The sequence below is a fragment of the Pseudomonas helvetica genome (assembly GCF_039908645.1).
Classification (GTDB): domain Bacteria; phylum Pseudomonadota; class Gammaproteobacteria; order Pseudomonadales; family Pseudomonadaceae; genus Aquipseudomonas; species Aquipseudomonas helvetica.
On the sequence record NZ_CP150917.1, the window covers coordinates 1,064,347 to 1,084,691 of the forward strand.

General features: G+C 59.1%; 21 protein-coding genes and 1 other RNA gene. 17 read left to right on the forward strand and 5 right to left on the reverse strand.

Annotated features, from left to right (window positions below; all coding sequences use genetic code 11):
• Positions 1 to 2: 2 nt before the first annotated feature.
• Positions 3 to 1,043 (reverse strand): NADP(H)-dependent aldo-keto reductase, encoded by a 1,041-nt coding sequence (locus tag AABM55_RS04770; RefSeq protein WP_103319117.1) that lies wholly within the window; start codon positions 1,041 to 1,043, stop codon positions 3 to 5.
• A 248-nt stretch (positions 1,044 to 1,291) separates the two neighbouring features.
• Here AABM55_RS04770 and rplM point away from each other — a divergent pair, with 248 nt between their 5' ends.
• The 7 genes from rplM to AABM55_RS04805 all read left to right on the forward strand — a co-directional run bounded on the left by rplM (position 1,292) and on the right by AABM55_RS04805 (position 6,164).
• Positions 1,292 to 1,720, forward strand: coding sequence for a 50S ribosomal protein L13 (rplM, locus tag AABM55_RS04775; RefSeq protein ID WP_019693576.1), 429 nt, complete (start codon positions 1,292 to 1,294; stop codon positions 1,718 to 1,720).
• 14 nt (positions 1,721 to 1,734) lie between these two features.
• On the forward strand, positions 1,735 to 2,127 hold the full coding sequence (gene rpsI, locus AABM55_RS04780) for a 30S ribosomal protein S9 (protein ID WP_002555064.1): 393 nt from the start codon (positions 1,735 to 1,737) through the stop codon (positions 2,125 to 2,127).
• Between the two features lie 252 nt (positions 2,128 to 2,379).
• Complete coding sequence (petA, locus tag AABM55_RS04785) at positions 2,380 to 2,973, forward strand: ubiquinol-cytochrome c reductase iron-sulfur subunit (protein ID WP_019693575.1); 594 nt, start codon at positions 2,380 to 2,382, stop codon at positions 2,971 to 2,973.
• Complete coding sequence (locus AABM55_RS04790) at positions 2,973 to 4,184, forward strand: cytochrome bc complex cytochrome b subunit (protein WP_054595702.1); 1,212 nt, start codon at positions 2,973 to 2,975, stop codon at positions 4,182 to 4,184. Before petA ends, AABM55_RS04790 begins: the two co-directional genes overlap by 1 nt.
• A complete protein-coding gene (locus AABM55_RS04795; protein ID WP_054595703.1) occupies positions 4,184 to 4,966 on the forward strand; it encodes a cytochrome c1 in 783 nt (260 codons plus the stop codon). The genes AABM55_RS04790 and AABM55_RS04795 overlap by 1 nt, the downstream gene beginning before the upstream one ends.
• 150 nt (positions 4,967 to 5,116) lie before the next feature.
• Entirely contained in the window at positions 5,117 to 5,734 is a 618-nt protein-coding gene (locus AABM55_RS04800; protein WP_019693572.1) for a glutathione S-transferase N-terminal domain-containing protein, read from the forward strand.
• Positions 5,735 to 5,750: 16 nt separating this feature from the next.
• Positions 5,751 to 6,164, forward strand: a complete 414-nt coding sequence (locus tag AABM55_RS04805) for a ClpXP protease specificity-enhancing factor (protein WP_054595704.1) — start codon at positions 5,751 to 5,753, stop codon at positions 6,162 to 6,164.
• A gap of 136 nt (positions 6,165 to 6,300) precedes the next feature.
• Here AABM55_RS04805 and AABM55_RS04810 read toward each other — a convergent pair whose 3' ends face one another.
• From AABM55_RS04810 to AABM55_RS04825, 4 genes are all read right to left on the reverse strand, one after another.
• Positions 6,301 to 6,879, reverse strand: coding sequence for a BON domain-containing protein (locus AABM55_RS04810; RefSeq protein WP_103319122.1), 579 nt, complete (start codon positions 6,877 to 6,879; stop codon positions 6,301 to 6,303).
• Positions 6,876 to 7,469, reverse strand: coding sequence for a phosphoheptose isomerase (locus tag AABM55_RS04815; protein WP_007904374.1), 594 nt, complete (start codon positions 7,467 to 7,469; stop codon positions 6,876 to 6,878). The genes AABM55_RS04810 and AABM55_RS04815 overlap by 4 nt, the downstream gene beginning before the upstream one ends.
• Positions 7,470 to 7,570: 101 nt before the next feature.
• Positions 7,571 to 7,933, reverse strand: a complete 363-nt coding sequence (locus AABM55_RS04820) for a YraN family protein (protein WP_347928953.1) — start codon at positions 7,931 to 7,933, stop codon at positions 7,571 to 7,573.
• Positions 7,933 to 9,744 carry a penicillin-binding protein activator gene (locus AABM55_RS04825; RefSeq protein WP_347928954.1) on the reverse strand — a complete coding sequence of 604 codons (1,812 nt, stop codon included), beginning with the start codon at positions 9,742 to 9,744 and terminating at the stop codon, positions 7,933 to 7,935. Before AABM55_RS04825 ends, AABM55_RS04820 begins: the two co-directional genes overlap by 1 nt.
• Before the next feature lie 208 nt (positions 9,745 to 9,952).
• On the opposite strand from AABM55_RS04825, the gene rsmI reads away from it, so the two are divergent.
• From rsmI to murD, 10 genes are all read left to right on the forward strand, one after another.
• Positions 9,953 to 10,825: a 16S rRNA (cytidine(1402)-2'-O)-methyltransferase gene (gene rsmI / locus AABM55_RS04830; protein WP_054598243.1), complete on the forward strand. Its 873-nt coding sequence runs from the start codon at positions 9,953 to 9,955 to the stop codon at positions 10,823 to 10,825.
• A gap of 75 nt (positions 10,826 to 10,900) precedes the next feature.
• Positions 10,901 to 11,254, forward strand: an RNA gene (gene rnpB / locus AABM55_RS04835) — RNase P RNA component class A.
• 403 nt (positions 11,255 to 11,657) lie between these two features.
• A complete protein-coding gene (gene mraZ / locus AABM55_RS04840) occupies positions 11,658 to 12,113 on the forward strand; it encodes a division/cell wall cluster transcriptional repressor MraZ (RefSeq protein ID WP_019693566.1) in 456 nt (151 codons plus the stop codon).
• Positions 12,114 to 12,115: 2 nt separating this feature from the next.
• A complete protein-coding gene (rsmH, locus tag AABM55_RS04845) occupies positions 12,116 to 13,057 on the forward strand; it encodes a 16S rRNA (cytosine(1402)-N(4))-methyltransferase RsmH (protein ID WP_102667287.1) in 942 nt (313 codons plus the stop codon).
• Positions 13,054 to 13,347: a cell division protein FtsL gene (gene ftsL / locus AABM55_RS04850; RefSeq protein WP_054595708.1), complete on the forward strand. Its 294-nt coding sequence runs from the start codon at positions 13,054 to 13,056 to the stop codon at positions 13,345 to 13,347. Before rsmH ends, ftsL begins: the two co-directional genes overlap by 4 nt.
• Positions 13,347 to 15,086 (forward strand): penicillin-binding protein 2, encoded by a 1,740-nt coding sequence (locus AABM55_RS04855; RefSeq protein ID WP_216741349.1) that lies wholly within the window; start codon positions 13,347 to 13,349, stop codon positions 15,084 to 15,086. Before ftsL ends, AABM55_RS04855 begins: the two co-directional genes overlap by 1 nt.
• Positions 15,086 to 16,549 carry a UDP-N-acetylmuramoyl-L-alanyl-D-glutamate--2,6-diaminopimelate ligase gene (locus tag AABM55_RS04860; RefSeq protein ID WP_054595710.1) on the forward strand — a complete coding sequence of 488 codons (1,464 nt, stop codon included), beginning with the start codon at positions 15,086 to 15,088 and terminating at the stop codon, positions 16,547 to 16,549. The genes AABM55_RS04855 and AABM55_RS04860 overlap by 1 nt, the downstream gene beginning before the upstream one ends.
• The gene (gene murF, locus AABM55_RS04865) at positions 16,542 to 17,909 is read left to right on the forward strand and encodes a UDP-N-acetylmuramoyl-tripeptide--D-alanyl-D-alanine ligase (protein ID WP_347928955.1); all 1,368 of its coding nucleotides are present in this window, start codon (positions 16,542 to 16,544) and stop codon (positions 17,907 to 17,909) included. Before AABM55_RS04860 ends, murF begins: the two co-directional genes overlap by 8 nt.
• Complete coding sequence (gene mraY / locus AABM55_RS04870) at positions 17,909 to 18,991, forward strand: phospho-N-acetylmuramoyl-pentapeptide-transferase (RefSeq protein ID WP_054595712.1); 1,083 nt, start codon at positions 17,909 to 17,911, stop codon at positions 18,989 to 18,991. The genes murF and mraY overlap by 1 nt, the downstream gene beginning before the upstream one ends.
• A gap of 5 nt (positions 18,992 to 18,996) precedes the next feature.
• Entirely contained in the window at positions 18,997 to 20,343 is a 1,347-nt protein-coding gene (gene murD / locus AABM55_RS04875; RefSeq protein WP_054595713.1) for a UDP-N-acetylmuramoyl-L-alanine--D-glutamate ligase, read from the forward strand.
• Positions 20,344 to 20,345 lie beyond the last annotated feature (2 nt).

Genomic DNA, 20,345 nt, shown 5'->3' on the forward strand with positions numbered 1-20,345 from the left:
GGTTACGGTGCCGGGTTCGGGTGATCCTTGTGAATCGCCTCGATCCCCGCCAGCACTTCATCCGATAGTTTCAGGTCGAAACTGGCAATGTTGCTGTCCAGTTGTTCCAGCGTGGTCGCGCCAATGATGTTGCTGGTGACGAACGATTGCCGGGTCACGAACGCCAGGGCCATTTGTGCCGGGTCCAGGCCGTGTTCACGGGCCAGTGCCACGTAACGGCTGCACGCGACTTCCGACTGCGGGTTGAAGTAGCGGCTGAAGCGGCTGTAAAGGCTCAGGCGAGCTTTTGCCGGACGCGCCCCGCCTTCGTACTTGCCGGACAGAAAACCAAACGCCAGCGGCGAATAGGCGAGCAGCCCGCATTGTTCGCGGATGGCGATTTCCGACAGGCCGATTTCAAAGCTGCGGTTGAGCAGGTTGTAGGGGTTCTGGATCGACACCGCGCGCGACCAGCCGCGGGCTTCGGCCAGCGCGAGGAACTTCATGGTGCCCCACGGCGTTTCGTTGGACAGGCCAATGTGGCGGATCTTGCCGGCCTTGACCTGTTCGTCGAGTGCTTCGAGGGTGTCTTCCAGCGGGGTCAGGTTGACTTCGCTCTTGTGCGTGTAGCCCAGCTGACCGAAGAAATTGGTGCTGCGCTCCGGCCAGTGCAGTTGGTAGAGGTCGATATAGTCGGTCTGCAAGCGCTTGAGGCTGGCGTCCAGGGCCTGGACGATGTGTTCGCGGTTGTGTTTGAGGTGGCCGCCGCGAATGTAGTCGATGGTGTTGCCGGGGCCGGCGATCTTGCTCGCCAGAATCCAGTCGGCGCGATCGCCACGACTCTTGAAGTAATTGCCGATGTAGCGTTCGGTGGTGGCGTAGGTTTCGGCTTTGGGCGGCACCGGGTACATCTCGGCGGTGTCGATGAAATTGATCCCGGCGCTCTTGGCTCGTTCAATCTGTGCGAAAGCCTCTGCCTCGCTGTTTTGCTCGCCCCAGGTCATGGTCCCGAGGCAGATTGCACTCACGTTCAGATCGGTACGGCCCAGCTGTCGATAGTCCATCGGGTAGTCCTTGGCGGAAAACAATCATAAAAGCAGGTTGAATTTTTTTTCGCAATCTGCATAATTGCGCACCTCTTTCTGCAGTGGAAGTGATGCGCCGCCTGCCGAAGAATCTTGCCGTTGAACGGACGCGCCGACCCGAGCCCCCGATAGCGTCTGTACCCGGCTGCCTTTGACTTGTCAAAGTACGCACTATTCAGTAAGATCCGCCGTCTAAATTTACAGGGCGGCCCCTGAGGCTATAAAGAATGAAAACTTTTACTGCTAAACCGGAAACAGTAAAGCGCGACTGGTTTGTCGTCGACGCTGCTGGTCAGACCCTGGGTCGTCTGGCCACCGAGATCGCGAGCCGTCTGCGTGGCAAGCACAAGCCTGAGTACACTCCTCACGTTGACACCGGCGACTACATCGTCGTTATCAATGCCGAGCAGATTCGTGTGACCGGTGCTAAAACCACCGACAAAATCTACTACTCCCACTCCGGTTTCCCGGGCGGCATCAAGTCGATCAACTTCGAAAAGCTGATCGCTAAAGCCCCTGAGCGCGTGATCGAGACCGCGGTCAAAGGCATGCTGCCTAAGAACCCGCTGGGTCGCGACATGTATCGTAAGCTGAAAGTCTATGCGGGCGCTGCTCACCCTCATACTGCTCAGCAGCCCCAAGAACTGAAGTTTTAACGGAATAGTTCATTATGTCGGCGACTCAAAATTACGGCACTGGCCGTCGCAAGACCGCAACCGCACGCGTTTTCCTGCGTCCGGGCACTGGTAACATCTCCATCAACAACCGCTCCCTGGATAATTTCTTCGGTCGCGAAACTGCCCGCATGGTAGTTCGTCAGCCGCTGGAATTGACTGAGACTGTCGAGAAGTTCGACATCTACGTCACCGTGATCGGTGGTGGTGTAAGTGGTCAAGCTGGCGCAATCCGCCACGGTATCACTCGCGCTCTGATGCAGTACGACGAAACTCTGCGCGGTGCTCTGCGCAAAGCCGGCTTCGTTACTCGTGACGCACGTGAAGTTGAACGTAAGAAAGTTGGTCTGCGTAAAGCGCGTAAGCGTCCGCAGTACTCGAAGCGTTAATTCGCTTTCGCGTTCAAAGCGCCCAGTCTCCTCGCGGAGCTGGGCGTTTTTTTTGCTTAAAGATTTATGATGTGACAACTTGCCACATCCGTAGAGCCCCTATACTACAAGGCTTGGCGCTGACCCTGGATGGTAATTACCTTGTCAGAACTGGGGCTTTTCATTACCATTCTGCAAAATTTTTATAAGTTCAGATTTTTACTTAGTAGATGCCTGATTTAACAGGCCACAAAGCTGATGGGAGAGGACTGAATGAGCAATGACGGCGTGAATGCAGGCCGGCGTCGCTTCTTGGTAGCAGCCACATCCGTGGTGGGTGCTGCAGGAGCGGTGGGGGCTGCGGTCCCGTTCGTGGGGTCATGGTTTCCCAGTGCCAAGGCGAAAGCCGCAGGTGCACCGGTGAAAGTGAATGTCAGCAAAATCGAACCAGGTCAGCAGATGATTGCTGAATGGCGCGGTCAGCCGGTATTCATCGTCCGCCGTACGCAGGAGATTTTGGGGAATCTTGCAAAGATCGAGGGTGACCTCTCTGATCCAGACTCCAAGAATTCGGTACAGCCAACTTACGTGGACCCCAAGACGCGCTCGATCAAGCCGGAAGTTCTGCTGCTGATCGGTATTTGCACGCACTTGGGTTGCTCTCCGACCTTCCGCCCAGAAGTAGCGCCCGCCGATCTCGGCCCGAAATGGGTAGGTGGTTATTTCTGCCCTTGCCACGGTTCCCACTACGATCTGGCTGGCCGCGTCTTCAAGTCGCAACCCGCGCCTTTGAATCTGCCAGTTCCCCCGCATTCCTATGAGTCGAACGACATCATTGTCATCGGCGTCGATACGGAGAAAGCGTGATGAGCAAGTTCATGGATTGGGTTGATGCGCGCTTTCCTGCCACTAAAATGTGGGAAGACCATCTCAGCAAGTACTACGCCCCGAAGAACTTCAACTTCTTCTATTTCTTTGGCTCCCTGGCACTGTTGGTTCTGGTTAACCAGATCGTAACCGGTGTCTGGCTGACCATGAGCTACACCCCGTCGGCGGAAGAGGCATTCGCCTCCGTCGAATACATCATGCGCGACGTCGAGTACGGCTCGATCCTGCGTCTGCTGCACTCCACCGGCGCTTCGGCGTTCTTCATCGTGGTTTACCTGCATATGTTCCGTGGCCTGCTCTACGGTTCGTACCAGAAGCCGCGTGAGCTGGTGTGGGTCTTCGGCATGCTGATCTACCTGGCGCTGATGGCTGAAGCCTTCATGGGCTACCTGCTGCCGTGGGGCCAGATGTCCTACTGGGGCGCCCAGGTGATCATCTCGCTGTTCGGTGCGATCCCGGTCATCGGTAATGACCTGACCCAGTGGATCCGTGGTGACTACCTGATTTCGGGCATCACCCTGAACCGCTTCTTCGCCCTGCACGTCGTGGCCTTGCCGATCGTGATTCTCGGTCTGGTGGTGCTGCACGTTCTGGCGCTGCACGAAGTCGGCTCGAACAACCCGGACGGCGTGGACATCAAGAAACACAAGGACGAAAACGGCGTACCGCTGGACGGCATTGCCTTCCACCCGTACTACACCGTGAAAGATATCGTCGGCGTGGTGGTGTTCCTGTTCATCTTCTGCGCGATCGTGTTCTTCTTCCCGGAAATGGGCGGTTACTTCCTCGAGAAGCCGAACTTCGAAGTGGCGAACGCCTTCAAGACTCCGGAACACATTGCCCCGGTCTGGTACTTCACCCCGTTCTACGCGATTCTGCGTGCGGTTCCGGACAAGCTCCTGGGTGTTGTGGCCATGGGTGCTTCGATTGCCTTGCTGTTCGTCCTGCCCTGGCTCGACCGTAGCCCGGTCAAGTCCATGCGCTACAAGGGCTGGCTGAGCAGGATCTGGCTCTGGGTGTTCTGCATCTCCTTCGTGATTCTTGGCTGGCTGGGCGTCATGGCGCCTACCCCGGAACGTACGTTGCTGTCGCAGGTCTGTACCTTCCTGTACTTCGCCTACTTCATTCTGATGCCGTTCTACACCAGGCTCGAGAAGACCAAACCGGTTCCGGAAAGGGTGACTGGCTGATGAAAAAGCTATTTGCTGTACTGATTCTTGCTGCGTTGCCTGTCTTGTCCTTCGCGGCCGAGCACGGCGGTCCAGAGCTCGAAAAAGTCGATATCGACGTCTCCGATAAAGCGGCAATGCAAGATGGCGCGCGTACGTTCGCCAACTACTGCATGGGTTGCCACAGTGCCAAGTTCCAGCGCTATGAGCGCGTTGCCGACGATCTGGGGATTCCTCACGATCTGATGCTGAAGAACCTGGTGTTCACGGGCGCCAAGATCGGTGACCACATGAGCATCGGCATGCAGCCGGCAGACGCCAAGTCCTGGTTCGGCGCTGCGCCGCCCGACCTGACGCTGGTGGCTCGCGTTCGTGGTACTGACTGGCTCTACGGCTACCTGCGGTCGTTCTATGAAGACCCGACTCGTCCTTGGGGTGTGAACAACAAGGTGTTCCCGAACGTCGGTATGCCTAACGTTCTGGTCGGCCTGCAGGGTCGTCAGGTGGTAGGCTGCAAACAAGTTCAAATCGTCGAAGGCGGCAAGAAGCAGTATGATCCTCTGACCGGCACGCCGCTGACTCATGAAGCGTGCGATCAGCTGACCATCGTGCCAAAAACCGGTGCTCTGAACGAGCAGCAGTTCGACGAGAAGGTCAAGAATCTGGTGACCTTCCTGGCCTATTCGGCCAACCCGGTGAAGCTGCAGCATCAGCGCATCGGTACCTATGTGTTGCTGTACCTGGCGTTCTTCTTCGTATTCGCTTACCTGCTCAAGCGTGAATACTGGAAAGACGTGCATTGATAAAGCTTTAAGTAATTGCTGTTAATCGCGCGCGCCCAAGGGCGTCTCTGAACGTGTAACGAGTCTGGTCATCCAGACGTTACGGGAGGCGCCCTTTGGGCGCGCGCGTTTTTCCGCTCCCGATAATTTCTACAAGCGAGGAGGACCGCCATGGGCGTGACCAATCGGTTGGCCTGTTACTCCGACCCCGCCGACCACTATTCCCACCGAGTGCGTATCGTACTGGCAGAGAAGGGTGTCAGCGCCGAGATCATCAGTGTGGAGGCGGGCCGTCAGCCGCCAAAGCTGATCGAAGTGAACCCTTACGGCAGCTTGCCCACCCTGGTCGATCGTGACCTGGCGTTGTGGGAGTCGACCGTGGTGATGGAATATCTGGATGAGCGTTACCCGCATCCACCGTTGCTGCCGGTTTATCCGGTGGCGCGTGCCAATAGTCGTCTGCTGATTCACCGTATTCAACGTGACTGGTGTGTTCTGGTGGATCTGATTCTGGATTCGCGGACCAAGGAGCCGGCACGTGTGCAGGCTCGCAAGGAATTGCGTGAGAGCCTGACTGGCGTTTCGCCGCTGTTCGCCGACAAGCCGTTTTTCTTGAGTGAGGAACAAAGTCTGGTGGATTGTTGCCTACTGCCAATACTCTGGCGCTTACCGATTCTGGGTATTGAACTGCCGCGGCCTGCCAAGCCGCTGCTTGATTACATGGAGCGCCAGTTTGCGCGTGAGGCTTTCCAGGCGAGTCTGTCTGGTGTCGAACGCGATATGCGCTGAGGCTTAAGGAGCCGCTATGAACTCCAGTCGACCTTATTTGGTCCGCGCGCTCTATGAGTGGATTGTGGACAACGATTGCACCCCGCACCTGCTGGTCAATTCCGAGTATCCGTCGGTGCAGGTGCCGCAAGGCTTTGCCAGCGACGGACAAATTGTCCTGAACGTATCGCCTGCGGCGGTGCGCCATCTGCACATGGATAATGATGCGGTCAGCTTTGAAGGGCGCTTCGGTGGCGTGCCGCATACGCTGTACGTGCCTATCGCTGCGATCCTCGGTATTTACGCCCGGGAGAACGGTCAGGGCATGGTGTTCGATCTGGAATCGCCTATGGAAGACGAGGAAGAGATCGAGCCGGATGATGATCTTCCACCACCCGACAGCGAGCCACCGCGTCCAAGCGGCAGGCCAAGCCTGAAGGTAGTGAAGTAATAAAAAAGGCGACCTGCAACGGTCGCCTTTTTTGTGCCTGCACTTCTGTAGGTCTGTAGGAGCAAGGCTTGCTCACGATGGCGGCCTCAAGGACGCCATCGCCGGCAGCCGTGCTCCGGCAGGGGCGCGGCAGGTATCAGTCGATGTACTCGAACAGCTTCACAATCTTCTGTACGCCAGAAACGCCCTGCACCAGGTTGGTGGCCTGTTCGGCTTCCTGTTTGGTCAGCAGCCCCAGCAAGTAGACGATACCGTTCTCGGTCACGACCTTGATGCGCGAGCCCGGGATGCTGGCGTCGGCGAGCATCTGGGTTTTAATCTTGGTGGTCAGCCAGGCATCGTTATTGCGGGCCAGTATCGACGAAGGCTGCATTATTTGCAGTTCGTTGTGCACGGTTTTTACCCGCTGAACCGCAGCGGCGGCTTGACCGGCCAGTTCCTTGAGGTCGGGGCTTGGTGTTTGCCCGGCGAGCAGCACCACACCGTTGAAGCTGGTGACGATGATGCGCGAGCCCTGGGCCAGGCCCGGGCTGGCCTTGGCCACGTTCACGTCGACCTTGGTTTCGATCAGGGAATCGTCGATCTTGCTGCCGAAGGTGCGAGTGCCGCGATCGTCTTCAATGGGGGTTTCGCGGGTCGCGGTGAGTACCGAGCTGCAACCGCTGATGCCCAGGCTTAGAGTCAAGGCCAGAAGGCCAAGGCGATTAAGGGTCATTCTTCACTCCCGAACAGTTGGCTGTCGATCAAGTCGCAAAGACAGTGGATCGCCAGCAGGTGGACTTCCTGAATACGTGCAGTGACATTGGCCGGCACGCGTATTTCGACGTCTTCGGGCAATAACAGCGATGCCATGCCGCCGCCATCGCGTCCGGTCAATGCTACGACAATCATTTCGCGATCATGTGCTGCCTGGATCGCTTGAATAATGTTTGCCGAGTTGCCGCTGGTGGAAATCGCCAGCAGCACGTCGCCGGGTTGGCCGAGCGCGCGGATCTGTTTGGAGAAGATTTCGTTGTAACTGTAGTCGTTGGCGATCGAGGTGATCGTCGAACTGTCGGTCGTCAGTGCAATCGCCGGCAAGCTCGGGCGTTCGCGCTCGAAGCGGTTGAGCAGTTCGGAGGAGAAGTGTTGTGCGTCACCGGCTGAACCGCCGTTGCCGCACGAGAGCATTTTGCCTTCGTTGAGCAGGGCGTTGACCATCACCTGGCTGGCTTGCTCGATGTGCGGTGCAAGTACGTCCATCGCCTGTTGCTTGGTATCGATACTGGCCTGAAAAAGCTGGCGAATTCGCGATTGCATGTCCATCTGTGTGACCTTAAGTAGCGCGGCTTGGTGGCACAGCAATGTGCGGCCCGCAAAGCAAAGAGCAAAAGTGTTGAGTGAAGATCGGCCTTGCCTTTGAGCAGTCAGCTGTCAAAGGCGTTCCTTAGCCAGTTCAAATGAGCCGCGCTGCCGTCTATGGCAACCACGTCGAAACGGCAGGGGGAGTTGGCCCAGCGCGACTCGCGCTGCAGAAAATACTGCGCGGCGAGTATCAATTTCTGACGCTTGCGCGCATCGATACTGCCGAGCGCGCCACCCCATTGGGTGTTTTGTCTGTAGCGGACTTCGACGAATACTACTGTATCGCCGTCAAGCATGACCAGATCAAGCTCGCCGCGTTTACACAACAAGGTCTGCGCCAGGAGGCGCAGACCTTGTTGCTGGAGATGCTTGAGCGCCTGGCTTTCAGCATCTCGACCACTTTGTTGGCGTGACCTGTCGGGCATCAGCGCGGCGTATCAGGCAGGCGTTGAACCTGGCCATTGATGAACTGTGCCCATGGCAGTTGACGCTGAACGCGTTGCGACGAGGTCATGCTCAGGGTGCCCGACTGACCTTCGATGGTGCTGTCTGGCAGTGCCTTGAGTTGGCCCAGGCGCGGCGCCAGGCGATAGGCGTCGACGCCCATTGCGTAAAGGCGGCCCAGGCTGCCCGCAGCTTGCGGCCATTGAGCGGTCACTTGTCTGCGCAGCGGGTCGTTGGCGTCCAGCAGCCATGGGGTTTCGCAGAAGCGAACGCCGTTCATGTCGTTGTACTGGTTCTGGTCGCCGCTGGCGCTGAATACGTGTGACGTGGCGTAAACCGGTACGTCACCTGCGTATTGGAAGTTCAGCGTTGGCTTGATCTGCTGGGCTTGCTGCGGTGTCGAGGCGAGGAAAATGAACTCGATGTCCTGGCGGCGCGAAGGCTGTGCAGCGACCTGCGAGCCTACGGTGCTTTGCAGGCTCTTGGCGCGACCTTCGCTCTGACGCAGTTGGAACAGGTCGGCGATTTGCTGGGCCAGGGCCACTGGCTGATCAACGCGTTCAATGCCCACGACGGTGCCGCCGTTGGCTTCCCAGTCCTGGCGGAAGGCTTTAAGCACGCGATCGCCCCATTCGCCTTTCGGCACCAGGGCAGCGGCGCGGTGCAGGCCGTCGGCGCGTGCCCGGCGGGAAACTTCGCGGGCTTCGTCTTCGGCAGCCAGGCCGAACTGGAACAGTTGGGCTGGTCCTTGCTCGCCTTCGCTGTAGTTCAGCGCCAGCGTGGTGATCGGCAGTTGCGGGCGAGCGCTGAGTTGTTTGACCAGCGGTTTTTCCAGCGGGCCGATGACCAGTTGCACGCCGTCGGCTTGTGCCTTGCGATAGAAGTCGTCCAGCGAGGTCAGGTGCGAGCTGTCATAGAACTCGATGGCAGGCGGCTTCTGCCCGGCTTGTTGAGCCTGGTAGTGAGCGGCCATGAAACCTTCGCGCAGTGCCTTGGCGACCGACGCCAGTGGACCGTCTTGCGGCAGCAGCAGGCCGATCTTGCTGATCGGTTGGCTGGCCAGTTCCTTGAGTTTGGTCAAGGGCAGTGGCAGCACAAGTGCAGCAGGGTGTTTAGGGTGCTGGGCGCGCCAGTTGTCGATGGCGGCCTGCTGCTGTTCCAGCGTAGCGGCGTTTTTCACCGCCACGGCCAGGCTCATCCAGCCGCCGAGGTCGTCGGTGGTGATGGGTTGCAGTTGATCGGCCGGCAAGGACGCAATGAGTGCCCAGATGGCCTCGTGGTTTTTGCTGGCCGCGTCATCCTTGAGCAGTGGGGCGATAAAGATGCGTTCGCGGGCGGCGGCCAGGGTCTGACCGTCGGCTTCAAGGGCGCGCGCATGGACGGTGCCAGTGCGTACTTGCTGCTCGACCGGCATCTCGCTCAGGTGTTGCTGGCTCGGATGGCTCAAGGCGGTCAGTGCTGCCTTGGGCTGGTTGCGAGTCATCGCCAGTTCGGCGGCCAGGGTGCTGGCGTATACCTGTTGGCCGGGTTTCAACTGGTCCATTGGGACCTGCTGAAGGATTTGTGCCGACTGGCCGGCATTACCCTGGCGGTAGGCCAGGTCTGCCGCGCTCAGGCGCAACAAGGCGGCCTTCTCCGGCGTTTTGCTGGTGGCGGCCTGTTCGAGCAATTGCTCGATACTGGCATCCGCAGTCCGTGGAAGTTCGCCAAGGCTGGAGGAGGGCGAGCTGGCGCAAGCCGCCAACAGAGCAGCGAGGCAGAGGGCAGAGAACAGCCGCAGGCAAGCGATCATGTAATGTTCCTGATACTCGATCAAATTAGCGTGGAATTGTACCCAAGCGCTGGCCGGGGCGCGATGTTACTGGCGTGAAACCTTCAATTTAGGTCGTGTAAATGTTACGGCGATCAACAAAAGGGCGTGGAGCAAGATGATCGCTGCGCGTATTCAAGGCACTTCTACGCGCTACAATGCCGGTTTTACCGATCATGAGGTGTGCGCTTTGACTGCTCCAGGTGCTTTGAATTCCGTTGCTGGCTCGCTTTATGTGGTGGCGACGCCCATCGGCAACCTGGATGACATCAGTGCGCGGGCGCTGAAAATCTTGCGTGACGTGGCGTTGATCGCGGCTGAAGACACTCGTCACTCCTTGCGGTTGCTGCAACATTTCGGGATCGCCACGCCGCTGGCGGCGTGTCATGAGCACAATGAGCGCGATGAAGGCAGTCGCTTCATCACGCGTTTGCTGGCTGGTGACAATGTCGCGCTGATCTCCGATGCGGGAACGCCGCTGATCTCTGATCCGGGTTATCACCTGGTGCGTCAGGCGCGGGCGGCAGGTATCAATGTAGTGCCGGTTCCCGGTGCCTGCGCGCTGATTGCGGCGTTGTCTGCGGCGGGGTTGCCATCCGACCGGTTCATCTTCGAAGGCTTTTTGCCGGCCAAGGCGGTGGGGCGACGTGCGCGCCTGGAGTCCATAAAGGAAGAGCCGCGTACGCTGATCTTTTACGAAGCGCCACACCGGATTCTCGAATGCTTGCAGGACATGGAGCTGGTATTTGGTCCTGAGCGTCCGGCGCTGCTCGCTCGCGAGCTGACCAAAACCTTCGAAACCCTCAAGGGGCTGCCGTTGGCCGAGTTGCGTGCATTTGTCGAGAACGATAGCAATCAGCAGCGCGGCGAGTGTGTGGTGTTGGTGTCTGGTTGGTCGGCGCCTGAGAGTGAGGAGGCGGTGAGTAGCGAGGCGATGCGTATTCTCAATCTGCTGCTCGAGGAAATGCCGCTCAAGCGTGCTGCGGCGTTGGCGGCGCAAATTACCGGTGAGCGCAAGAACGTTCTCTACCAGGTGGCCCTGGATAAACAGAAAGGCGAGTAAAAACGCGGGTTGTAGAGCGGCAAAAGGCTTTTATCGCTTGTTCTTCGGGCTCTCTGCCGTTAACCTTTGCGGCGGAGAGTCGATTGGACAGTCGCTGCCCTCTATGAAAATTAGGGGGGGGAGGAAAGTCCGGGCTCCATAGGGCGAAGTGCCAGGTAATGCCTGGGAGGCGTGAGCCTACGGAAAGTGCCACAGAAAATAACCGCCTAAGCACTTCGGTGCCGGTAAGGGTGAAAAGGTGCGGTAAGAGCGCACCGCACGACTGGCAACAGTTCGTGGCTAGGTAAACCCCACTTGGAGCAAGACCAAATAGGGTCCCAAGGCGTGGCCCGCGCTGGGACCGGGTAGGTTGCTAAAGATGTCCAGTGATGGCCATCGTAGACGAATGACTGTTCAAGACAGAACCCGGCTTATAGATCGACTCTCCACCTTTTTGTTCCTTCGGCTTGAATCTTTGGCGGAAGGACGTGGTAATACTGGTTGGCCATCTGCTGAGCCCCAAGCAGAGGCATTGATGTAGTGGCGATTACCCTCCCTGCTTGAATCAATAGCAGAAGCGCTTTTGTAATACCGAAAAAATCTTACTCTTAACAAATCACTTTAACTTCTGAACGTAGCCTTCAGTGCTGCTTCAAGTTATTGAGCAAAATCATCCGCCAAATACTCGTAACCCCTTCTTTTACAGCGCTAAATCTCCGATCTGTAAGGGTTTTCCTTCAATCCGTGCCTTGACGGTGTGGTGGGCGCATTCCTATAGTGTGCGCAAGTGGCGGAAAGTGGCATGAAGTGGGTTTTTTAAGCGTAAAACGCTAAAATTTGGAGAAACGCTGACGTGTTTCGCGGAGCTAACGCTATCAGTCTCGATGCAAAAGGCCGTCTCGCCATGCCGAGCCGGTATCGTGACGAGCTCGTTTCGCGAAGTTCCGGGCAGTTAATTGTCACAATTGATGCCGTTGATCCTTGTTTATGTGTTTACCCGCTCGATGAGTGGGAGCTGATTGAAACCAAACTGCGCGCACTGCCTTCGCTTCGCGAAGAGAACCGTCGTTTGCAACGTTTGCTGATTGGTAATGCCGTCGACCTCGAGCTCGATGGCAGTGGTCGTTTTCTGGTTCCACCGCGTCTGCGCGAATACGCCAAATTGGATAAGCGCGCGATGCTGGTAGGCCAACTGAACAAGTTCCAATTGTGGGACGAGGATGCCTGGGATGCGGTTTCTGCTGCTGACCTGGCTGCTATTCAACAACCGGGCGCTATGCCTGATGAACTGCGTGATTTGATCCTGTGACTATTGATAGCGGCTTTAACCACATCACCGTACTGCTTGACGAAGCCGTTGAGGCTCTCGCCGTACGCCCTGATGGCTGCTATCTGGATGGCACGTTCGGGCGCGGCGGGCATAGCCGCCTGATTCTCAGCCAGCTTGGACCCGATGGTCGGTTGCTGGGGTTCGACAAAGATCCTCAGGCGATTGCCACCGGGCAAACGCTAGCGGCCGAAGACGGCCGCTTTGTCGTTGTGCAGCGCAGCTTTGCCGAGCTCGGTTCGGAAGTTGCCGAACGCGGTCTGGCCGGCAAGGTCAGCGGCGTTCTGCTCGACCTGGGCGTGTCTTCGCCACAGCTCGACGACCCGGAACGTGGCTTCAGCTTCCTCAATGACGGCCCGCTGGACATGCGCATGGACCCGTCTCGCGGGATCAGTGCGGCAGAGTTCGTCAATACCGCACCCGTCGAAGAAATTGCCCGCGTGTTCAAGGAGTACGGCGAAGAGCGCTTCTCCGGTCGTATGGCCCGTGCCGTGGCCGAGCGCCGCGATATCAAGCCCTTCGAGCGCACTGGCGATCTGGCTGAAGTCCTGAAAGTCGCCAACCCTGCCTGGGAGAAGGGCAAGAACCCGGCTACCCGCGCGTTCCAGGGCCTGCGAATTCACGTCAACAACGAGTTGGGCGATCTTGAGACCGGCCTCGAAGCCGCGCTTGAAGCTCTCGAAGTCGGTGGTCGCCTGGTGGTGATCAGCTTCCACTCGCTGGAAGACCGCATCGTCAAACAGTTCATGCGCAAACTGGTCAAGGGCGAAACCGACAACCTGCCGCGCAACCTGCCGGTACGTTTCGAAGCCTTTGTGCCGAAAATCAAGATTCATGGCAAACCGCAGTTCGCTGGCGAAGCCGAACTCAAAGCCAACCCTCGTTCCCGTAGCGCCGTCATGCGTGTCGCGGAGAAACTTCGGTGAGCAAGCTCTTCGCCAAGCCACTTCCAGGCGGAAGCTTTTTCATGCTGCTGCTATTTATTGCCGTATTGGTCTCCGCGATCGGAGTTTCCTATAGCGCTCACTGGAACCGTCAACTGCTGAACTCGCTGTACAACGAGTTGAGTGTGCGCGACAAGGCGCAGGCAGAGTGGGGCCGGTTGATTCTTGAGCAGAGCACCTGGACCGCTCACAGCCGTATCGAAGTATTGGCCACTGAACAACTGAAGATGCGCATTCCCGGCGCCGCTGAAGTACGGATGGTGGCGCCATGATGAAACTCGAAGGGGCACTCTTTCCGTGGCGGTTTCGCGTGGTGCTTGGCTTGCTGGGTGTCATGGTGGTTGCCATCGCGTGGCGCATTGTCGACCTGCAGGTGATCGACCGTGACTTCCTGATTGGTCAGGGCGATGCGCGCAGTGTTCGACACATCCCGATCCCGGCTCACCGTGGTTTGATCACCGACCGTAACGGCGAGCCGTTGGCCGTGAGCACGCCGGTCACCACCCTGTGGGCCAACCCCAAGGAAATGCAGCTGGCCAAGGAAAAGTGGCCGGCACTGGCGATGGTGCTGGGCCAAGACCCTAAAGTCCTGGCCGAGCGACTTGAAGCCCAGGCGAATAAAGAATTCATCTATCTGGTGCGCGGGCTGACCCCCGAGCAGGGCCAGGTCGCGCTCGATCTGAAAGTGCCGGGCGTTTACGGCATCGAAGAGTTCCGGCGTTTCTACCCGGCCGGCGAAGTCACTGCGCACATGGTCGGCTTTACCGACATCGATGACCACGGGCGTGAAGGCGTGGAGTTGGCGTACGACGAATGGCTGGCTGGTGTCGCTGGCAAGCGTCAGGTCATCAAGGACCGGCGCGGCAGACTGATCAAAGACGTTCAAGTGACCAAAAACGCCAAGGCCGGCAAGCCCTTGGCGTTGTCGATTGACCTGCGTCTGCAATACCTGGCGAACCGCGAGCTGCGCAACGCGATCATCGAGAACGGCGCCAAGGCTGGCAGCCTGGTGATCATGGACGTCAAGACCGGCGAGATTCTCGCCATGGTCAACCAGCCGACCTACAACCCGAACAACCGTCGCAACCTGCAACCGGCGATGATGCGTAACCGCGCGATGATCGATGTGTTCGAACCGGGTTCGACCATGAAAGCGATCTCCATGAGTGCCGCGATCGAAACCGGCCGCTGGAAACCGAGCGACACCGTCGAGGTGTACCCGGGCAGCTTGCAGATTGGTAAATACACCATCAAGGACGTATCCAAGACCGAAGGCCCGGTGCTTGACCTGACCGGCATTCTGATCAACTCCAGTAACGTCGGCATGAGTAAGGTCGCCTTCGATATCGGCGGCGAAACGATTTTCCGTCTTGCGCAGAAAGTCGGCCTCGGCCAGGACACCGGCCTGGGTTTCCCGGGCGAGCGCGTCGGCAACCTGCCGAACTACCGCGAATGGCGCAAGGCCGAGACGGCCACGCTGTCGTACGGCTACGGCATTTCGGTGACCGCCATTCAGCTGGTCCACGCCTTCTCGGCGCTGGCCAACAACGGCCGTATCGCACCGCTGACCCTGATCAAGACTGACAAGGCCGCGCAAACTACTCAAGTGATTCCTGAAGCCGTGGCGAAAACCATGCAGGGCATGTTGCAGCAGGTGATCGAGGCGCCGCGCGGCGTATTCCGTGCGCAAGTGCCGGCCTATCACGTCGCTGGCAAGTCCGGTACTGCACGTAAGACATCGGTGGGCACCAAAGGCTACGCAGAGAACTCCTACCGCTCGCTGTTCGCAGGTTTTGGTCCCATGAGCGACCCGCGCTACGCGATCGTCGTGGTCATTGATGAACCGAGCAAGGCCGGTTACTTCGGTGGTCTGGTTTCGGCTCCGGTGTTCAGCAAGGTGATGTCCGGGACTCTGCGTCTGATGAATATCACACCGGACAACCTGCCGCCCACCCAGCAAGCCAACGCGGCCCCGGTTACCCCTGTTAAAGCCAATGGAGGGCGTGGCTGATGTCGCTTAGCCTGAACAAGATTTTCGCCCACGCTGACCGTGATCTATTGATTCGCGAACTAACCCTGGACAGCCGTAATGTCCGAGCGGGCGACCTGTTCCTGGCCGTCCCAGGCGCTAAATTCGACGGTCGTGCGCACATTGCCGATGCCTTGCAACGTGGTGCCGCCGCAGTCGCCTACGAAGTCGAAGGTGCGACTGTTCTGCCGATTACCGATGTGCCGCTGATTCCGGTCAAGGGCCTGGCCGCGCAATTGTCGGATATTGCCGGGCGTTTTTATGGCGACCCGAGCCGTAACCTGAACCTGGTTGGCGTGACCGGCACCAACGGCAAGACCAGCGTGACCCAACTGGTCGCGCAAGCGCTGGACCTGTTGGGGCAGCACTGCGGCATTGTTGGCACTCTGGGCACCGGTTTCTACGGCGCACTGGAAAGCGGCCTGCACACCACGCCGAACCCGATTGCAGTACAGGCAACCCTGGCCGACCTGAAAAAGGCCGGCGCCAAAGCCGTGGCCATGGAAGTGTCCTCCCACGGCCTGGATCAAGGGCGCGTGACGGCATTGGCGTTCGATGTGGCGGTGATGACCAACCTGTCGCGCGATCACCTGGATTATCACGGGACCATGCAAGCCTATGGCGAGGCCAAGGCCAAGCTGTTTGCCTGGAACGATCTGAAGTGCCGGGTGATCAACCTGGACGACGCGTTCGGTCGGCAACTCGCGGCTGAAAAGGGTGAGTCGCGACTGATCACTTACAGTCTCGAAGACGCCAGCGCCTACCTCTATTGCCGTGAAGCGCAGTTCGACGATGAAGGCGTGCGCGCCACACTGGTAACGCCGCAGGGCGAACACCATTTACGCAGTGCCTTGCTCGGCCGTTTCAACCTGAGCAACGTACTGGCCGCTGTCGGTGCCTTGCTCGGTCTGGATTACGCGCTGGATGAAATCCTCCACGTACTGCCACAACTCGAAGGTCCGGCCGGTCGCATGCAGCGTCTGGGCGGCGGTACTCAGCCGCTGGTGGTGGTCGACTACGCCCATACCCCGGATGCGCTGGAAAAAGTCCTGATGGCCCTGCGTCCACACGCCAAGGGCAAATTGCTCTGCCTGTTCGGTTGCGGCGGTGACCGCGATCGCGGCAAGCGTCCGCTGATGGCCGAAGTGGTCGAGCGTCTGGCTGACGGCGTGCTGGTCACCGATGACAACCCGCGCAGCGAAGACCCTGCACAGATTTTCGACGACATCCGCGCCGGTTTCACGGCGGTGGATAACGTTCGATTCGTCGCCGGTCGTGGCCAGGCGATTGCCCAGTTGATCGCCAGCGCCAGCGCCGATGACGTGATTGTGCTGGCCGGTAAAGGTCATGAGGACTACCAGGAAATCAACGGCGTGCGCCATGACTTCTCCGATCTGGTGGAGGCCGACCGTGCCTTGACCGCGTGGGAGGTGGCCCATGCTTAAAGCCTTGAAATTGAGCGAAGTGGCTGGCCCATTGGCCGGCCGCCTGCTGACTGCCGACAGCAGCTTCGATGGCGTCAGCATCGACAGCCGGGCGATCAAGCCGGGCCAGTTGTTTGTTGCCCTGACCGGGCCGCGTTTCGATGGACATGACTACCTGAATGACGTGGCTGCCAAAGGCGCGGTCGCGGCCCTGGTCGAGCGTGAAGTGACGAACTCCACGTTGCCTCAGCTACTGGTCACGGATACTCGTCAGGCCCTTGGCGAACTCGGCGCGCTGAATCGTGCGGCGTATTCGAATCCGGTCGCGGCGATTACCGGCTCCAGCGGCAAGACCACGGTCAAGGAAATGCTCGCGAGCATCCTGCGCACGCGCGGTCCGGTACTGGCGACCCGTGGCAACCTGAACAATGACCTCGGCGTTCCGCTGACCTTGCTCGAACTGGCTGCGGAACACACCGCAGCCGTTATCGAACTGGGTGCTTCGCGGATCGGCGAGATTGCCTACACCGTCGGCATGACCAAGCCGCATGTAGCCGTGATCAACAACGCCGGGACCGCCCACGTCGGCGAATTCGGCGGCCCGGAAAAAATCGTTGAAGCCAAGGGCGAGATTCTCGAAGGGCTGGACGCCGATGGCGTCGCCGTTCTGAACCTCGACGACAAGGCGTTTGATATCTGGAAGAAGCGTGCCGTGGGTCGTCAGGTGCTGAGCTTTGCCCTGAACGACAGCCGTGCCGATTTCCATGCCACTGATCTGGCTCGAGACGTCCGCGGTTGCCCGTCCTTCACGCTGCACAGTCCGCAAGGCGTCGAACAGGTTCAACTGAACCTGCTTGGCACCCACAACGTTGCCAATGCCTTGGCCGCCGCGGCTGCCGCGCATGCTCTGGGTGTGTCGCTGTTCGGTATCGCCACGGGGTTGAATGCGGTGCAACCGGTCAAGGGCCGTGCCGTGGCGCAACTGGCGACCAATGGCATGCGCGTAATTGATGACTCTTACAACGCGAACCCCACCTCAATGTGCGCCGCCGTTGATATACTCGCCGGCTTTTCCGGCCGCACCATTCTGGTGCTCGGAGATATTGGCGAGTTGGGCGAGTGGGCGGAGCAGGGGCACCGTGACGTTGGCGCGTACGCCAGCGGCAAGGTTTCCGCGCTTTATGCCGTTGGCCCGATGATGGCGCATGCCGTCGCAGCCTTCGGTGAACAGGCTCGTCACTTTGCCAATCAGGCTGATCTGATCGCGGCGCTGGGCGCCGAACACGATACAAACACCACTATTTTGATCAAGGGCTCGCGAAGCGCTGCGATGGAAAACGTCGTTGCGGCTTTGTGCGGTTCGAGCGGGGAGAACCATTAATGCTGCTGTTGTTAGCGGAGTATCTGCAACAGTTCTACAAAGGCTTCGCGGTCTTTCAGTACCTGACCCTGCGCGGGATTCTCGGTGTGCTGACCGCGTTGTCGTTGTCGCTGTGCCTGGGTCCATGGATGATCCGCACGTTGCAGAACCGCCAGATCGGCCAGTCTGTCCGTAATGACGGCCCGCAATCGCACTTGTCCAAGTCGGGCACTCCGACCATGGGCGGCGCACTGATTCTGACCGCCATCGGTGTCAGCACCTTGCTTTGGGCAGACCTGCACAACCGCTATGTGTGGGTCGTGTTGCTGGTCACGCTGCTGTTTGGTGCCGTGGGCTGGGTCGACGATTACCGCAAAGTCATCGAGAAAAACTCTCGTGGCTTGCCGAGCCGCTGGAAATACTTCTGGCAGTCGGTGTTCGGCCTGGGCGCGGCGATATTCCTTTATATGACTGCACCCAGCGCGGTTGAAACGACCTTGATCGTGCCGATGTTCAAAGACGCCAGCATCGCGCTCGGCATTGGCTTCGTGGTCCTGACCTACTTCGTGATCGTTGGCTCCAGCAACGCGGTCAACCTGACTGACGGCCTCGATGGCCTGGCGATCATGCCAACCGTGATGGTCGGCGGCGCGCTGGGGATCTTCTGCTACCTGTCGGGTAACGTGAAATTCGCCGAATACCTGCTGATCCCTTATGTACCGGGCGCAGGTGAGCTGATCGTGTTCTGCGGTGCGCTGATCGGCGCCGGCCTGGGTTTCCTCTGGTTCAACACCTACCCGGCTCAAGTCTTCATGGGCGACGTCGGCGCACTGGCGCTGGGCGCAGCGTTGGGCACCATCGCAGTGATTGTCCGCCAGGAAATCGTCCTGTTCATCATGGGCGGCGTGTTCGTGATGGAAACCCTGTCGGTGGTCATTCAGGTTGCCTCTTTCAAGCTGACCGGTCGCCGCGTGTTCCGCATGGCACCGATTCACCACCACTTTGAACTCAAGGGCTGGCCCGAGCCACGCGTGATCGTCCGTTTCTGGATCATCACCGTGATTCTCGTACTGGTCGGCCTTGCCACCCTGAAGCTGAGGTAGAACAAGTGTCTCTGATCGCTTCTGACCACTTCCGCATCGTTGTCGGCCTCGGCAAGAGCGGCATGTCCCTGGTTCGCTTCCTGGCGAACCGGGGAGTGTCGTTCGCTGTCGCCGATACGCGGGAAAATCCACCGGAGCTGGCCACGCTGCGTCGTGACTACCCGCAGGTGGAAGTGCGTTGTGGCGAGCTGGATGTCGAATTCCTCTGCCGTGCCGACGAGCTCTACGTGAGCCCTGGCCTGGCCTTGGCGACACCGGCCCTGCAGGCGGCGGCTGCCCGTGGCGTGAAGCTGTCGGGTGATATCGAATTGTTCGCACGTAATGCGAAGGCGCCGATTGTCGCCATTACCGGCTCCAACGCAAAAAGCACCGTGACCACGCTGGTCGGCGAAATGGCGGCAGCGGCCGGCAAGCGCGTGGCGGTGGGCGGTAACCTCGGTACTCCGGCACTCGATCTGCTGAGCGACGACGTCGAGCTATACGTGATGGAACTCTCGAGCTTCCAGCTGGAGACCACCGATCAGCTGGGCGCCGAAGTGGCCACCGTGCTGAACATCAGCGAAGACCATATGGACCGTTACAGCGGTCTGCCGGCCTATCACCTGGCCAAGCACCGGATCTTCCGTGGCGCGAAGCAAGTGGTGGTCAATCGTCAGGATGCGTTGAGTCGTCCGTTGATGGGCGAGGGCCTGCCGTGCTGGACCTTCGGGCTGAACAAGCCGGATTTCAAGGCCTTTGGTCTGCGCGAGGAAAATGGCGAGAAGTATCTGGCCTTTGAATTCCAGAACCTGATGCCGGTACGCGAGTTGAAAATTCGTGGCGCGCATAACCAGTCCAACGCCCTCGCGGCCTTGGCCCTGGGGCACGCCGTGGGCCTGCCGTTCGATGCCATGCTCTCGAGCCTGCGGACTTTCGCCGGGCTTGAGCATCGCTGCCAGTGGGTCCGCGATCTGAATGGCGTGAGCTACTACAACGATTCCAAAGCCACCAACGTTGGCGCTGCCTTGGCCGCTATCGAAGGCCTGGGCGCAGATATACAAGGCAAGCTGGTGCTGATCGCCGGTGGCGATGGCAAAGGTGCCGAGTTCAAGGACCTGCGTGATCCGGTCGCGGCCAACTGCCGCGCCGTAGTGTTAATGGGGCGTGACGCCGAGCTGATTGGCCAGGCCATCGGCGATGCCGTGCCACTGATTCGCGTCAACTCGCTGATCGAAGCGGTCGAGCAATGCCGCGCCATCGCCCAGCCAGGCGATGCGGTGCTGCTGTCGCCGGCGTGCGCCAGTTTTGACATGTTCAAGAACTACGAAGAGCGTGGGCACCTGTTCGCCCGGGCCGTGGAGGACTTGGCATGAGC

Bases quoted from the DNA above. Each gene is read 5' to 3' on its own strand.
- mraY (WP_054595712.1), top strand. From the start codon at position 17,909: ATGCTGCTGTTGTTAGCGGAGTATCTGCAACAGTTCTACAAAGGCTTC.
- AABM55_RS04805 (WP_054595704.1), top strand. From the start codon at position 5,751: ATGAACTCCAGTCGACCTTATTTGGTCCGCGCGCTCTATGAGTGGATT.
- AABM55_RS04855 (WP_216741349.1), top strand. From the start codon at position 13,347: ATGAAACTCGAAGGGGCACTCTTTCCGTGGCGGTTTCGCGTGGTGCTT.
- AABM55_RS04800 (WP_019693572.1), top strand. From the start codon at position 5,117: ATGGGCGTGACCAATCGGTTGGCCTGTTACTCCGACCCCGCCGACCAC.
- AABM55_RS04815 (WP_007904374.1), bottom strand. From the start codon at position 7,469: ATGGACATGCAATCGCGAATTCGCCAGCTTTTTCAGGCCAGTATCGAT.
- rplM (WP_019693576.1), top strand. From the start codon at position 1,292: ATGAAAACTTTTACTGCTAAACCGGAAACAGTAAAGCGCGACTGGTTT.
- petA (WP_019693575.1), top strand. From the start codon at position 2,380: ATGAGCAATGACGGCGTGAATGCAGGCCGGCGTCGCTTCTTGGTAGCA.
- AABM55_RS04820 (WP_347928953.1), bottom strand. From the start codon at position 7,933: ATGCCCGACAGGTCACGCCAACAAAGTGGTCGAGATGCTGAAAGCCAG.
- rpsI (WP_002555064.1), top strand. From the start codon at position 1,735: ATGTCGGCGACTCAAAATTACGGCACTGGCCGTCGCAAGACCGCAACC.
- AABM55_RS04810 (WP_103319122.1), bottom strand. From the start codon at position 6,879: ATGACCCTTAATCGCCTTGGCCTTCTGGCCTTGACTCTAAGCCTGGGC.
- AABM55_RS04795 (WP_054595703.1), top strand. From the start codon at position 4,184: ATGAAAAAGCTATTTGCTGTACTGATTCTTGCTGCGTTGCCTGTCTTG.
- AABM55_RS04790 (WP_054595702.1), top strand. From the start codon at position 2,973: ATGAGCAAGTTCATGGATTGGGTTGATGCGCGCTTTCCTGCCACTAAA.
- AABM55_RS04825 (WP_347928954.1), bottom strand. From the start codon at position 9,744: ATGATCGCTTGCCTGCGGCTGTTCTCTGCCCTCTGCCTCGCTGCTCTG.
- murF (WP_347928955.1), top strand. From the start codon at position 16,542: ATGCTTAAAGCCTTGAAATTGAGCGAAGTGGCTGGCCCATTGGCCGGC.
- AABM55_RS04770 (WP_103319117.1), bottom strand. From the start codon at position 1,043: ATGGACTATCGACAGCTGGGCCGTACCGATCTGAACGTGAGTGCAATC.
- AABM55_RS04860 (WP_054595710.1), top strand. From the start codon at position 15,086: ATGTCGCTTAGCCTGAACAAGATTTTCGCCCACGCTGACCGTGATCTA.